Origin of the sequence: Rhizobium sp. L43 (assembly GCF_002531725.1) — a bacterium.
Taxonomy (GTDB): Bacteria; Pseudomonadota; Alphaproteobacteria; order Rhizobiales; family Rhizobiaceae; genus Rhizobium.
The window spans coordinates 1-13,931 of the sequence record NZ_NWSQ01000054.1 but is presented as its reverse complement, the minus strand read 5'-3'; the positions used below and the strand labels follow the sequence as shown (position 1 = coordinate 13,931).

General features: G+C 57.6%; 7 protein-coding genes and 6 pseudogenes. 4 read left to right on the top strand and 9 right to left on the bottom strand.

Annotation, left to right across the window (positions count from 1 at the left end; translation table 11 throughout):
- A pseudogene (locus CO667_RS33535) lies at positions 1 to 332 on the top strand (hypothetical protein); the annotation flags it as partial.
- Between the two features lie 96 nt (positions 333 to 428).
- Here CO667_RS33535 and CO667_RS33530 read toward each other — a convergent pair.
- Both CO667_RS33530 and CO667_RS33525 read right to left on the bottom strand, forming a co-directional pair.
- Positions 429 to 995, bottom strand: a complete 567-nt coding sequence (locus CO667_RS33530; RefSeq protein WP_096772352.1) for a UPF0149 family protein — start codon at positions 993 to 995, stop codon at positions 429 to 431.
- Between the two features lie 336 nt (positions 996 to 1,331).
- Positions 1,332 to 2,103: pseudogene (locus CO667_RS33525) on the bottom strand (IS110 family transposase); the annotation flags it as partial.
- Positions 2,104 to 2,696: 593 nt separating this feature from the next.
- On the opposite strand from CO667_RS33525, the pseudogene CO667_RS33520 reads away from it, so the two are divergent.
- From CO667_RS33520 to CO667_RS33510, 3 genes and pseudogenes are all read left to right on the top strand, one after another.
- Positions 2,697 to 4,338, top strand: a pseudogene (locus CO667_RS33520) (MFS transporter).
- 183 nt (positions 4,339 to 4,521) lie between these two features.
- Entirely contained in the window at positions 4,522 to 5,718 is a 1,197-nt protein-coding gene (locus CO667_RS33515) for an IS256 family transposase (protein ID WP_097622234.1), read from the top strand.
- Between the two features lie 293 nt (positions 5,719 to 6,011).
- The gene (locus CO667_RS33510; RefSeq protein ID WP_245424678.1) at positions 6,012 to 6,929 is read left to right on the top strand and encodes a recombinase family protein; all 918 of its coding nucleotides are present in this window, start codon (positions 6,012 to 6,014) and stop codon (positions 6,927 to 6,929) included.
- On the opposite strand, the gene CO667_RS33505 is transcribed toward CO667_RS33510, so the two are convergent.
- The 7 genes and pseudogenes from CO667_RS33505 to CO667_RS33480 form a co-directional block, all read right to left on the bottom strand.
- Positions 6,913 to 7,806 carry a MurR/RpiR family transcriptional regulator gene (locus CO667_RS33505; RefSeq protein WP_096772316.1) on the bottom strand — a complete coding sequence of 298 codons (894 nt, stop codon included), beginning with the start codon at positions 7,804 to 7,806 and terminating at the stop codon, positions 6,913 to 6,915. The genes CO667_RS33510 and CO667_RS33505 overlap by 17 nt on opposite strands.
- 547 nt (positions 7,807 to 8,353) lie before the next feature.
- A complete protein-coding gene (locus tag CO667_RS36445) occupies positions 8,354 to 9,406 on the bottom strand; it encodes a lysine 2,3-aminomutase (RefSeq protein WP_342588558.1) in 1,053 nt (350 codons plus the stop codon).
- A 243-nt stretch (positions 9,407 to 9,649) separates the two neighbouring features.
- A pseudogene (locus CO667_RS36440) lies at positions 9,650 to 11,035 on the bottom strand (condensation domain-containing protein); the annotation flags it as partial.
- Between the two features lie 447 nt (positions 11,036 to 11,482).
- On the bottom strand, positions 11,483 to 11,728 hold the full coding sequence (locus tag CO667_RS36310) for an aminotransferase class III-fold pyridoxal phosphate-dependent enzyme (protein WP_245424680.1): 246 nt from the start codon (positions 11,726 to 11,728) through the stop codon (positions 11,483 to 11,485).
- Between the two features lie 94 nt (positions 11,729 to 11,822).
- Positions 11,823 to 12,475 (bottom strand): annotated as a pseudogene (locus CO667_RS33490) (aminotransferase class III-fold pyridoxal phosphate-dependent enzyme).
- Between the two features lie 92 nt (positions 12,476 to 12,567).
- Positions 12,568 to 13,056, bottom strand: a pseudogene (locus CO667_RS33485) (IS630 family transposase); the annotation flags it as partial.
- A 79-nt stretch (positions 13,057 to 13,135) separates the two neighbouring features.
- Positions 13,136 to 13,750 carry a group II intron maturase-specific domain-containing protein gene (locus CO667_RS33480; RefSeq protein WP_170961545.1) on the bottom strand — a complete coding sequence of 205 codons (615 nt, stop codon included), beginning with the start codon at positions 13,748 to 13,750 and terminating at the stop codon, positions 13,136 to 13,138.
- Positions 13,751 to 13,931 lie beyond the last annotated feature (181 nt).

Below are 13,931 nucleotides of genomic sequence, written 5' to 3'. Positions count from 1 at the left end.
TCATGAATCGTCCGTACGAAGGCGGTCTCGGCTGGGTTCATGCTTCGGCGCGGGTTCACCACGAAATGGACCTCGACGTGCCTGCATTGCACGGATCACGACGACGGTCAGCCGTCGAGCCCGTCATCGGCCACATCAAGAACGAGCATCGGATGGATCGCAATTATCTCGCCGGACAACAAGGAGATGCCATCAATGCCGTTCTGGCTGCCGTTGGCTACAACTTCTCGCTCCTGCTTAACTGGTTCAGAGACTGTTTGTGCCTGCTCGCCGCATTGCTCCTGGCGGCTCTGCCGCGATCCCCGCACGTTTCCGCGTCACACGCTTCCTGAAGATCTCAACGTAAAAACTGTGGCGACGGACAATCCTGCCCGCCACAATGAAAACAGCGTTCTTCACGGTCGGCTAAATAGGTTTCTGGCTCTCGGTCAGAACTTCTGCTTTGCCCGCTTCGGCATAAAATGGGTTCCGATATTGACGAGTGCTTCGGCGACTTCAGCAGCATCGTGGCGGGTCGCTTTCCGTTTTGCCTCGCCGAGCTTGCGGATGGGCGCGATGATATCCCCAGTGACGGCATGACCTCGAAGGACGGGCTGCCAAAGCTTGGGCGCGTAACTTGTTTCCTCGCAGAAAGCAGAGATCCAATCGAATGGATCAAAGGTCTGATCATCGATCCTGGTGAACTTGGGCCGGGGGTCTTTCGGTGTTTCAGAAAGGCTCGCAGAGATGCGGTTATATTCCGCAACGATCGTCTGCACGGCCCGATGTTCAGTTGTTTCCATCGGCAGATTCAGGGCATCCGGACTGGTCAATTCCGGGATCCATTGGCGTGGGTCGATAAATCTCGGTCCGATGATGAGAGCAGTGAGATAGCCATCGAGACCGCTCATTGACCAGATTGGCGATGCCGGACGACGTGCCCTGATAAACGCCTCGAACGCCACATCATCAAGCTTCGGTCGTGCGGTCGTCGTCCCCTGGCTGTTGTGCGTCATGCCGCCCGTCGCTCCTGCTCTGTCATCGCCTCGCGCTCAGCCTTCCAGTTCCATATGTTGACGGCCCCCACTTGCAAGTGTTTTTTAACAGAAATTTTTGATCGGATCGCTTGCTTCCATCTGTGCGGCCTTTCTGTGTGGTCGCACATGACCACTTGCCAAGATGGTTTCCGCAACGCGTGCTCCTAACACGGTAACTGCCTTGAATGGCCAGTGGAACTGACGGAGTTTCACGCGTCTTGGATCGATCGATCGCACCATCTGCTTTTCTCTTGCAAGTTCACTGCATCAGCTCAACACGGTAGCATTATCATGCTCACCGTGATGGCCAATCTCCTATACTGCCTGTGTTTGCCCCTCCGTCCGCCGATAATTTTCGCCACTCACCATGAGCTTCCAGGCGATACGGGCGATCTTGTTGGCGTGCCACCGCAACCAGCTTCGATTTCTTCCTTTGCAGGAGTTCGGTGAGCCATCGGGAAGCATGTCTGCTTCGACCTGTTCTGACGTGCTGAAGAAGGGCAGTCGCGCCAACCACTAAAACGCTCCTCAGCATCGCCGGCACGTGTGATCACACCAAGCCTTACCTTGCCTGCGTCGAATGGTCTTTGGATGTAAGCCCTATCCAGGCGGCAAATTCGCGACCCGACTTGAACATTCGGGGATCTGGGGTCTTCATCTTCAAAAGCGATGCGCCGACCGGCCCGACACCCGGAATTTCGGCAAGCCGCCTGCTGCATTCATCGGAGCGATGCAGCGCGGTCAATTTTTCCTCGATGGCTTTCGTCTCGGCAAGCAATTGCCGATATTCAACACCATGCATGGCAAAGAGCTCGCGCGCCAATTCAGGCAGGGATTGATCAGCCGCTATTCGCTCCAATAGCGGTTCGATCCGGCACATGCCCTTGGCCGCGACGATGCCGAACTCCATGGCAAAACCGCGAATGGCATTGGCGAGCTGCGTTCGATTGCGAATGAGTCTCTCCCGCACGCCGACCAGCATCAACGCCGCCTGCTGATTCGCGGTCTTCACCGGCACGAACCTCATGGTGGGTCGGCTCATCGCCTCACACAAGGCTTCCGCGTCCGCCGCGTCGTTCTTGCCGCGTGCGTCTCACCCGCCCCACTCCGCCTGCAACCCGGACCAGCCGGTCAGATCGGTGGCTGACCGACGGTCCTAGTGTCGCGTTTCTAACTGGCTGAAAACGCCGCGCCTCTAGTAAGTTTTGACAACAACAACTCGAGGATGACAATTATCGTGTCAATCGAGTGTTGGAAATTCCCTCCACGACCAGGAGAAAGTGCGCGTGCTCCGGTACGCCCTTCCAGAGGAATAATCGGACAGTGTTAGTGAGCAAAATGGCCGAGACAGAAGCCGCAGATTCAGCGCCCGCCTTCTCGATATGCTGGTCACAGACGACTCGTCACTCTCTGCTGGTGAAACCAATCACGTGCGCGAAAAACGGACGGTAGAATAGCGCGACAAACGATTGACCCGGGTTCGAAACGGAAAATCTTAAACAGGCTACAAGCTTTATAATAAGCAAGCGAAATGTCAGTGGGACTCGGACTGCCGGGTGCAGTCCCGCTCAACACAGGCTTCCTGCGCCAAGGGCCCTCAATAACGGCGGAATTCGTAGCATGGTTGCGGATATCCTGCTACGTCACTGGGGTTCCAAGAAGCTCGAGGCGTCCCGCAGAATGCAGATCAAAGACGTCTCCGTGCGCGGGCCAAGCACCCTCTATCAGCTGCGGAATATCGCATTCCGTTCGATCTGGAGTTCGACGCAAGTCGCAAATCTAGGATGGCTTGTGCAAACTGTCACAATCAGTTGGCTCATGGCGATGATCTCCACTTCGGATCTGATGGTCGCACTTGTGCAGGCTTCGACCACGCTTCCAGCATTCATACTCTCTATCATCGCTGGAGCTATCGCCGATACGTATAGCCGCCGATCGGTCATGATCATCGGGCTGTCATTAATCGCGCTCGCGTCTATCGCACTGGCAGTTGCTGCCGCCTTTGGATTCGTCAGTCCCTGGCTCATTCTCGGGCTGGGATTTATGGCAGGCTGCGGATTTGCGCTGAATGACCCCGCTTGGCATGCCTCGGTGGGTGATAACTCGACAAACGAGATATTCCGGCTGCGGTGACACTCATGTCGGTTGGATACAACGTGACGCGCAGCCTCGGACCGGCTGTGGGCGGAGCCGTTCTCGCGTTCCTTGGCCCTTTGGCGGCCTTTCTTTTTGCCGCGTGCAGCAACCTCGCACCGCTCGGCGCCGTGTTGCGCAACAAGTGGCACGTTCGCTCGTCTCCTCTGCCAGCAGAGCGGATTTCAACAGCAATCCACGACGGCATGCGGTTCACGGCACTTTCCTCCGACATCCGAGCGGCGATTATCCGTGCAACCTCTTCGGTCTTGCCGCCATTGCCATTCTTGCACTTCTGCCGCTCGTCGCACGCGATCGTTTGGCCGGCGGACCTATCATCTACGGCATACTATTTGCCGGTTTTGGAACAGGCGCCTGCATCGCCGGTCTAAACAACCGGCTCTTAAGGAAATTGCTTCCTCCGGAATGGTTGATGGCGATCGCTTCGATCGCTTCCGCGGTGTGTTGCATCTCGCTTGCCTTCACCTCCTATGTACCTATGGCGACACTTGCGCTTGCCATCGGCGGCGCCGGATGGGTCATCACCTGGACCGGGTTCGACGTCTGGGTACAATTGGGCAGTCCGCGCTGGGTCGTCGGCCGTACGCTCTCAATCTACTATGCATTCCTGTCGGGTGGCATGGCAGCGGGGAGCTGGATCTGGGGGACCGTCGCCCAGACCTATTCGCTGGCTTCTTCTCTCGAATTAGCCGCGGCCGCCCTATTCCTCTTTGCGGCTTCAGGGTTCGTCTTGCCGGTGCATCTGGAGGCGGAGGGTGATCAGCAGGGCTCGGTGTATCCGGCGCCCGCTGTGGCGCTTGATCTAAAGCCCCGAAACGGTCCGATTGCAGCGAGGACGGAATATTCCATAGATGAAACCGACCTTGACATCTTCCTCGATCACATGCGCACTCGCAGATACGCCCTAGCTCGCGCAGGTGCGCGCGACTGGACGCTCCAGAGAAATCTTCGAAAGCCCTCCCGGTGGACGGAAACGTTCCGCACGCCGACCTGGATGGATTTCCTGCGTCTGCATCATCGCCTCTCTCCATCGGATCAGCAAGTCGTCCAGCTTCTCGCCGATTTCCATATGAGTGACAAGCCTCCGGAAACTGATCTTGTAATTGAGCGTACAACAGACGCGCGACGGACCCGGAGCCAACCGGCCGCGCGCGTTTCGCGTCCGTGAGGTGATTTTGCGATGAGGCCATCTATCGAGCAGCAGCAACGGTCATAGTGTCGCCGGCCAGAAACGAAGCCTCACGATCATTAGGGGTAGTGTGCGGAAGGTTCTGCAAATTTCGCTGAGAAGGGCGGCCATGGCAGGCTGGTGATGTTCAACGTCACCTGATTCCCTGGAAGGAACGCCACCATGACCAAGATTGAAGATAAGACTGCCGTTGGCGCCGTCAAAGATATTTTGCTTTCAAACCCCGATGGGCTGCACGAGGTGATCCGTGCTGTCATGCAGGAGGTACTTGAAGCCGAGATGGACGAGGCTTTGGGAGCTGCGAAAGGCGAACGCACGCCCGAGCGGCTCGGCTACCGCTCCGGCCACTACGGTCGCACGCTGATGACGCGGGTCGGCAAGTTAGAGCTCCGGGTGCCGCAGGATCGCTCCGGGCACTTCTCCACCGAACTGTTCGAGCGCTACCAGCGCTCGGAGCGGGCGCTGGTGGCGACGCTGGCGGAGATGTATGTGCAGGGAGTGTCGACGCGCAAGGTCAAGGCGATCACCGAGGAACTGTGCGGTCATTCCTTCTCGGCGTCATCGATCTCAGCAATCAACAAGCGCCTGGACGAAAGCCTGAAGGCCTTTGCCTGCCGCCCGCTTCAAGAGCCCTTTCCCTATCTCATTCTCGACGCTCGCTATGAGAAGGTCAGAGAGGCCGGCGTCGTCAGGAGCCAGGCGGTGCTGATCGCCGTCGGCATCGATTGGGATGGCCGGCGGCAGATCCTCTCCGTCGAGATGGCCGGCCGCGAGAGCCGGTCGGCCTGGAAGGACTTCCTGCTGGGGCTGAAAGCCCGCGGCCTCAAGGGTATCGAATTCGTCGTCTCTGACGATCATGCCGGCCTCGTCGCGGCGATCGGCGAAGTCATTCCGGAAGCCGCCTGGCAGCGCTGCTACGTGCACTTCCTGCGCAATGCGCTCGACCACCTGCCGCGCAAGCACGGCGACGATTGCCTGCAGGAACTGCGATGGATCTACGACCGGCGTGACATCGACGAGGCGAAGGCCGATCTTGCCGCCTGGCTGGGCAAATGGTCGGGCAAATATCCGCGCCTCACCGGCTGGGTCGAGGAGGCCATCGAGCAGACGCTCACCTTCTTCCGCCTGCCGCGCACTCACCACAAGCATCTCAAGAGCACCAACATGCTCGAGCGCCTCAACGAGGAGATCAGGCGCAGAACCTATGTCGTGCGCATCTTTCCCAACACCGACAGCTGCTTGCGCCTAGTCCGGGCGCTTGCCGTCGAAACCCACGAAAACTGGATGGAGGCCAACCGCTACATCAATATGGACGACCTCAGAGAGCACAAGAAACTCGCTCTCCGCAATGCCGCATGACCAGTCTCATGACTGCCCATTTTGCTGAACTTGACGCACACAACCTCATTAGGATGCGGAGAATAGCAGCAAACCCAACACAGCTCCTGGCCTGGGTGTGGCATCAACACCTGCCATCCAGGTTCACTCGGCTGGCGTCGATCCCTGCTCACGACAGCCGCCTTTTCCTCGTTTTTCGATTCTGGTCTTGCCGCAGCCCGCCGAAGCGGAACGTATCCCTTCGGCGTGAACCGCCTTGCGAAGTTCCGCGTCTCCCGTGAGTCTGCGCTCGTAAGAGTGGAATTAAGAGTGCATTGAAGCATGAGACATGCAGTTTTGTTGACGGGGCCGGAGCGGCGTCGGCGATGGTCGTGGGAAGATCGTGCGCAGATTGTGGCCAAGGCTTTCGCGCCAGGTCGGTGAGCGTAATCGATGATGATCTCGGCCGCTCCGGTTCAGGCAGCATGGAACGACCTAGATTCGAACGGCTTGTGGAACAGGTTTGCTCCGGCAATGTCGGAGCTGTCAATTGCATTGAAGCGTCACGCCTGGCGCGCAACGGCAGGGACTTGCATCATCTGGTCGACCTTTGCGCGCTTGCGGGTACGCTGGTCATCGATCCGGATGGCGCCTATGATCCGCAGCTCGTCAACGATCGTCTGCTGTTTGGATTGAAAGGCACGATGTCGGAGTATGAGCTTAGCTTGATGCGTCAGCGCGGCATCGCCGCACGTGATTCCAAGGCAGGACGCGGGGAACTGCGGTTCATGCTGCCGCCGGGATTTTGCTGGAGCGAGGCGGGCAAGATCGAGATTGACCCGGACGAACATGTGGCAGAAACGATCAGGCTCGTCTTCGCCAAATTCCGGGAACTGGGAAGTGGACGACAGGTCTTTTTGTGGCTGCGGTGGGCCGATATCAAGATGCCGGTCGTTCTGCGCAATGTCGACGTCTGCAAGCTTGCCTGGAAGGCGCCGGCCTACCACAGCGTCATGCAGATTCTCCACGATCCACTCTACGCGGGCGCCTATGCCTTCGGAAGACGTGCGCAGCGAACGCGGATCGTCGATGGCCGCGCTCGCAAGGTTACCGGGGTGCGCAAGCCGAGGGATGAATGGAGCGTGCTGTTGCGCGACAATCATCAAGGTTACATCAGTTGGCGGGACCAATACCAACATCGACATGCTGCGCGAGCCCAACAGGTCGTCGTTGAGCTCAGAAATTTGCGATAGGTTTGCGCGGTGTCCGCAGGACATAAGTGCCGAATTCTGCGAGATGTCCTTCGTTGGCTGCCAAAGCTTGAAGGGCGCAATTACCGCGTCTGGCGGCGACCAGGCGCAGGAGACATTCCACCGCGGCAAATGCGGGAGTCATTGTGTGGATAAACGAGGGCATTTCGGTCCGAACGCGGATCACAATTTCAGAAATCTTAGCGATCGGAGACAGGTCGCTGTCGGTCAAAGCCACTAGTTTAGCACCGCGCGAGACCGCGAAATCGGCGGCCTGCACAGTGAAGCGAGTATACGGGCTGACTGTAACCGCGACCAATGCGTCTTGTGGACCGACAGCTCGGAGCACATCGGTGGAGGAGCCACCCATTCCGTCAATCAATATCGTGGGAGAGTCGAGCAATGACCCGAGGTAGTGCATCAGATAAGCTACCGGAAAGCTTGAACGGCGGCCGATACAAAAAATTTGCCTTGCCTCCACCATGAGGTCGGCGGCTGCTGTCAGCGTGGCAATCGCTGAGGGCTGTGCAAATTCGCCTAGATGGCCATGCAAAGCTCTAATTGTATCGCCGATGAGGGCCTCATCGCCCTCGATATGCCGTCGCACCAGCAATTCCTCTGCACTCCGGATGAAGCTCTCGGGCCCTTCCCTGATGCTGTCCGCAAATACTTCCTTCAATTTCTCGAAACCATCGAAACCAAGGCGCTTTGCAAGCCGCGTAAGTGTTGCCGGAGGGACTCGTGCTCGACGTGCCTGCTCTCTCATCGAAAGCAGTGCGACCTCCGTCGGATGATCAACTAACCAACGCGCGGCGACCTTCATTTGCCGCGGGAAGCGCTCATAGCTGTCCCTTATGAGGTTTGAGACGGGGAAATCCATTCTGATTTACGTCCTCAGGTCGATCGATCAAGGTTGAGTCCAGCAGAAGCGCAAACGCAGTGCAGCGACGAGGCTCAGCCTAACGGCCACTCGTGCCCCAACTGTGGTCCTTCTTAAACACCCCAAGTAACGAGACATTGACGAGGAGCACGAACAGCACGCCCCTGGCCGCCTTGTAGAGCTGGGTGGGCAACTCGATGCGCCGCTCTTCGGGCTATCAGTCGTGAGCTCTGTCATGGTCCCGGCTAGGGCTCTATCTGTGATCTGCCGAAGCATTTTTTCAAGATGAGGGTAGCGGTTACCAAACGACCAAGCACGCTGAATGTCCTGGGGGCGCGTTCCAGATGGAATCGTTCAAGCCAGTCCTCCGCCACTCCGCACGCCGCAGTGACCAACCCCTTAATGGTGTTCCCGTCGAACACATAGCATCTCCACTCTCGGGCAAGCGAGAAAGTCGCCACCACCGCCTCACGGTGCTGCCATATAAAAAAGGCGGTGCTTCGTGCTCCACTCGCTCTCTACGGCAATCCGCATTTCCGCTTCGATCTCACGCTTCAGGCAAGTCGTCCAACCAGCAGGCGCCATCGAGGTGCGGCCGGGAAAAGACCTTTCCAATCATTTCTGCGGCTTTGTTTTGATGATATCGCATATACAAGCGGCCATCGGCTCCGAGATCCAGGATCTCAATCTTTCCTGTGTAATGCGACATGATGTATTTGAATGTCTTTTGGATGCCGCTGAGACGTTGGTTGATGCCGTGCACAATCTTTAGTCCGCGGAGCAATGAAACCTGAAAATGCGATGCACCTTTCACCGGCCTGCCTTGAAAGAGATAATATGGGCGGATACCTATTTGATGACACTTGGCGAAGGTTGCCGCTAAGATCTCGGCATCATCGTTGACTTTCCCGAGAAGCACGGATTGGTTGAGGAACTGCACGCCACACGCGCGTAACGAGCGAATGTTGCGCTCAGCATCGACCGAGATTTCACCGATGTGGTCGAAATGTGTGACGATCACTGCGGCCTTGCCCGCGTCATGGATCCGTTGGAACAAAGCCGGTAACGCAGGGTCCTCGAACCTTTCGGGCGTGTAGGCGACCATTTTTGTGCCGAATCGAATGGACTCCAAATGTGGGAAGGGCAGCAGATGGTCAAGAATTTCATCAAGTCTGGCGGTGCTGAGCATGAACGGGTCGCCTCCCGAGAGCAGCACGTTCGTCATCTCAGGATGACTTCCGATATATTGCGCAATCTGCGCGAAATCAGCTGCGATTTCATCGGAGTCCTTGCCAACAATGCGTTTGCGAAAGCAGTAGCGGCAGTATGAAGCGCAACGGTCCGTTACCAGCAACAATCCCGTCCGGGCGTATTTGTGCTGAAACCCCGGTACAACTGTGTTATCGTGCTCGCCGCTGGTATCCAAATTGCCGGGGCTCTCGAACTCTTCGAATGAGGGTTCGACGATGTATTTAAGTTGGTTATAATAGCCACTTTTGGTGATCTGTTCACGGTAGAATCTTGTGACATGATAACGCGTGATGCTGTTGGCTTGTAGTTCACCGGGGCTAACGCTGCGCGTCCCCTCAATGAAGGTCATGACTGCGGTATCGATCGGCGGATCCGAGTTGATTGGCGATGTTTGAAACGACCAATCGCGAGGCGCGCCAGAGGTCGTTCGCAGCTCACGATAGCTTGGGCTCTGATCCTTGCAGTCAACCGAACTCTCCCTCGGGTCCTGCTCCGGCTGCGCCCCAAACCGCTCGTGCGTGCGCCGGTCCTGAGGATAGGCCGCTTTCCTCGGGTTCGGCTCTGCCGGAAGACGGTGACGTTCCTCCCCCAACGGAAGTGCCGCCGACCAAACTCGCTGCCCAAGGTCGACCGCCATCTCGCTCAGCGCGTGCTGCAAATAGCTCACAAACGGCTCGACCGTGCTGCGCTCAAACAGCGACGGCGCGTAGATCAGCCTTCCACGAATCGCCTCGCCGACCTCAACAAACTCAAGCGCAAGATCATGTTGCTCCACACGTTCGTCAACGCTGACGTACTCAAGTCCCGGCAGCTCCAGAGGAGCCGCAGAATTATTTTGCCATGCAAGTATAGCCGGGAAGCTCGCGGTGTGAGACTCGTTACGGGGCGGATTGGCGAGCTCGATCACCTGTTCAAACGTCAGGTCCTGGTATGCCTGCGCCCAAAGCGCGGCATTCACCCGCTTCATTAAGTCCCCCAGAGTGGGGTCGCCTGACAGATCAATCCGCAGTGTCGGCGCGTCTACAAAGGGGCCGATCAGCCCCGCAATCTCGGAGCGCGTGCGGTTGGCGTCCGGCGTGGCAATGACTATCTCATCCTGACCCGACAACCGTGCCAACACGAGCGCCCAGCCCGCCAGCAGAGTGACGAACAATGTGGTCCCAAGAAGACTGCTTTGTGCCTTGAGCCGCGTGGCCAGCGGCTCCCGTAACACGAACTCGACGTAACTGTCCCTGCGGTCCTGCCGCGCCGGACGCGGCCGGTCTGTCGGCAGCTTCAGCGTCGTTGGCGCGCCCACCAGTATCCGGCCCCGGTATTCCGAGTGGCGCTCCAACAGCTCGCCCGCCAGCCAACGACGCTGCCAAACAGCATAGTCCGCATACTGCACCGGCAATGGCATCAGCTGATCGGCGCGGCCCTCGCAGGCCGCAGTGTAGCGCTCGTTGAACTCGCGCGCCAGGATCTTTCCTGACTGCTCATCGGAGATCATGCGGTGCATGGTGATCAGTAACACGTGGTCGTTCGCTGCCAAGCGCAAGAGCCGAGCACTGATCAGCGGCCCGGAGTCCAAGTCGAACGTCGCCTGCACTTCGTGGCTCATGAACTCCGCGAGGGTCGCCTCCACATCTGCTGCCGCCGTCAGATCGTCCCGTTTCAGTGGCAGCCGGACGTCCGACGGCCCGATCCGCTGGAACGGCCGGCCGTCGTCAACCCCGAAGGTGGTGCGCAGCATCTCATGACGCGCCACCAGCCCGTCCAAAGAAGACTGAAGGACTGCCTCGTTCAACTCGCCGCGAAGCCGAAGCTCCATCTGAACGTGACGGGCTCGGCTGCCGTCCACCGGACGCGACGAAAACCAACGCTCCTGGGACAACGACAGCGGCACCCGCTGTGGGCGAGGCAAAGCTTCAATTGGCGGAACCGCACCAAACAGTGCAGCATCTATCGCATTGATTGGGAGCGTTCGAGCAAAATTCATGTAGACCTCCTCGGCCGGAGCTTGCAAGACCCCCATGGTCGTAACGGATTATTTCACGCTGTCCCATGCAATCGGCGTGCCATTGAAGAGATTGTGTCAAAAGGCGCAAAACCAAGGGATTTGCATCGCAGCGACGGAAACTTGCGGCTGGCGTGTCAGGTTCCGAACATAAACAGGCTTATCGCAAACTCGGACTTTGGGCGCGAGAATGCCTTAAAAAGCCTGCTTTTTAGCCTGACCCTTGATTCAGAAAAAGCGCGAGCAGCTCGTTCTGCTGGCGGACGGATGGTCAGCGGTCCAATCCTTTGCTCAGGAAAGCATCGCCTCGAACATGGCACCGGCCTTTCTTGCTGAGTCGAACAATTTGCCGATCCTGGTGGTCGCTCTCGATGCGTTGGCAGGTGTTTGTGCAATTCAATGCGCCGGCTGCGCCGTCAGAGGGCGGCTTTAGGGGCTTGTACGCACAGCCTTGTCCAGAATGTCCAGACCACGTTGAAGCGTCTGCCCGTCAATAGTCAACGGAGGAAGAAATTTGACCACTTGGTCCTCCGTGCCGCATCGTTCTATCACAAGTCCGTCTTCGAAGGCCTGGCGGACAATTTTCTCGGACAGTTTGCCCGTACTGCAGTCAAGCCCCATCATCATGCCCCTTCCACGTACGGAAAGGTAAGAATCTCGGTTGCTTTGAGCGATTTGCCGAAGGCGCTCGCTCAGGATGCGTCCTGTTTCGACAACAGCTTAGACAGGTTTTCATTTGTCCAGTATTTTCGCAAAGCGGCAGTGCCCGTCACGAGTGCGAGATTGTTGCCTCTGAAAGTCCCGCTGTGCTCGCCCGGTCGCCACACGTCCAGTCGGGTTTGAACAGCAAAAGGGACAGAGGTAGTCCACAGCCACTGAGGGACTTTGACAAAAGAACGATGTCTGGAGATATATTCGCAAACTCAAAACTGAAAAAATCGCCGGTTCGGCCGCAGCCCGCCTGAATGTCATCAACAATCAGGAGGATGCCGTTCTTTTTGCAAAGCCGATCGAGCGACTGCAGCCAGTCTTTGCTGGCAGGATTTATACCCCCTTCCCTTGGATGGTTTCTAAAATGATGGCTGCCGGCATGTCAATACCACTGCTAGCATCCGCGAGCACCCTTTCCAGATATTCTGAAGTGTCTTTGTCAGCTCCCCAATACCCGTCGTAGGGCATGAACACTGCGCCGCCAGCAGGAAGACCTGCTGCATCTCGGCAGTATCGATTGCCAGTTACTGCGAGCGCGCCTAAGCTCACGCCATGATAGCCGTTGGTGAATGAAATTATACTGTGCCGTCCAGTGGCCTTGCGCGCGAGTTTCAAAGCAGCTTCGACGGCATTGGCGCCCGTAGGACCGGCAAACTGAAATTTGTATGTCAGACGACGCGGGCGCCATTTTATCTCGTCAAAATACTCCATAAACTCTCGTTTCGCTGACGTGGCCATGTCCAAGCGTGGATAATCCGATTTGATTTCAAGTATTCCACGGCATCGTCTGGAGCAAATCCTGTTCAATCCGGATCATATCCAGCAGCCTTGAAGTAATTGGCGCATTCTGCGGGGGTGAAGCGGGGTATCAAGGCGCCGACTGCGTCCCACAGGGCGTCAATCTTACGCTCCGCCCGGCCTCGCAGCATCGCCTTCAGTTTGGAGAAGGCGTTATCGATCGGATTGAAGTCTGGGCTGTAAGGAGGCAGGAACATGAGCGTGGCGCCGACACGTTCGATGGCGTCGCGTACACCGGCTGTCTTGTGAGCCGGTAGGTTGTCCATGACCACCACGTCGCCGATCTCCAGGGTAGGCACCAACACCTGTTCGACGTAAGCCAGGAAGACGTTACCGTTCATGGCGCCATCGTAGACAAACGGCGCGGTCATCCCGGTGAGGCGCAACGCTCCGGTAAAGGTCGTTGTTTTCCAATGGCCATGTGGCACGCCAGCTCGGCAACGCTCACCTCGAAGTGCACGTCCGCGTAGCCGTGCCATCTTGGTCGAAAGGCCGGGGTGAGTAGGCCGGAGGGATTTCACCTGCCGGCCTCTCGCAGAACGGTGCGTGAACCTCTCGATTACACCGCTCCCATCAGGTAAACGTGTTCGTTCCGGACGCCTGCCAGTGTACGAAGAGGTCCCGTCTATCTCGGGCAAGTTGCCGCAGGAACTGCGAAGCCCGAGTTTTGTGGAACCGAAAGCGCTTGTACTTTCGCATGATCCAGGCCTTGAGCTTCCGATTGACATAGTCAGCCAGGAAGAACAGGGCCGAACCACTGAACCGCCCATAATAGGCAATCCATCCCCGGAGGAGCGGATTGATCTGTTTGGCAATTTCAGCCAGCGTCCCGGGCGTTTGCCGCGGAATGTTCAAGCTCTTGATCGTGGCCCGCATCGATTTTAGCGCCGCCGGACTGGCCGCTGGGGTATAGCCACAGAAGAACTCATTCCGCTGTGAAGTCGCCACCTGTCGCGGCCTGAACTGGTATCCAAGGAAGTCAAATTTGAACGTCGGATACATTTCCCGGCGCCGATTATCTTTGCCGTAGACGATATGGGTCTTAGTCGGATGCATCTGAAGTCCGCATTCTGCCAGCCGCGCTTGGAGCTCGACCATGAGGGCCTCTGCTTCCTGCTCGGTCCGGCAGTGCACCAGACCATCGTCTGCATACCGACACCATGGTAGATCCGGATGCGTCCGGGTCATCCAGACGTCAAACGCGTAATGCACGAAGAGGATTCGATAGGATCGGGCTGACCACGCCCCCTTGCGGGTGAACCGCTCCCAAACGTTGGACCACCGGATGCTATAGTTTTCCGGCTTTACTCAGGGAGGCGGGCTGGTTGCGCACCCTGAATTCACCAACGAGATCGGCACCTTGTTGCCG

What these genes read in the sequence shown, in the direction of transcription:
- CO667_RS33530 (WP_096772352.1), bottom strand. Translation starts at nt 995, where the DNA reads ATGACGCACAACAGCCAGGGGACGACGACCGCACGACCGAAGCTTGAT.
- CO667_RS33515 (WP_097622234.1), top strand. Translation starts at nt 4,522, where the DNA reads ATGACCAAGATTGAAGATAAGACTGCCGTTGGCGCCGTCAAAGATATT.
- CO667_RS33505 (WP_096772316.1), bottom strand. Translation starts at nt 7,806, where the DNA reads ATGGATTTCCCCGTCTCAAACCTCATAAGGGACAGCTATGAGCGCTTC.
- CO667_RS36445 (WP_342588558.1), bottom strand. Translation starts at nt 9,406, where the DNA reads ATGACCTTCATTGAGGGGACGCGCAGCGTTAGCCCCGGTGAACTACAA.
- CO667_RS33480 (WP_170961545.1), bottom strand. Translation starts at nt 13,750, where the DNA reads ATGACCCGGACGCATCCGGATCTACCATGGTGTCGGTATGCAGACGAT.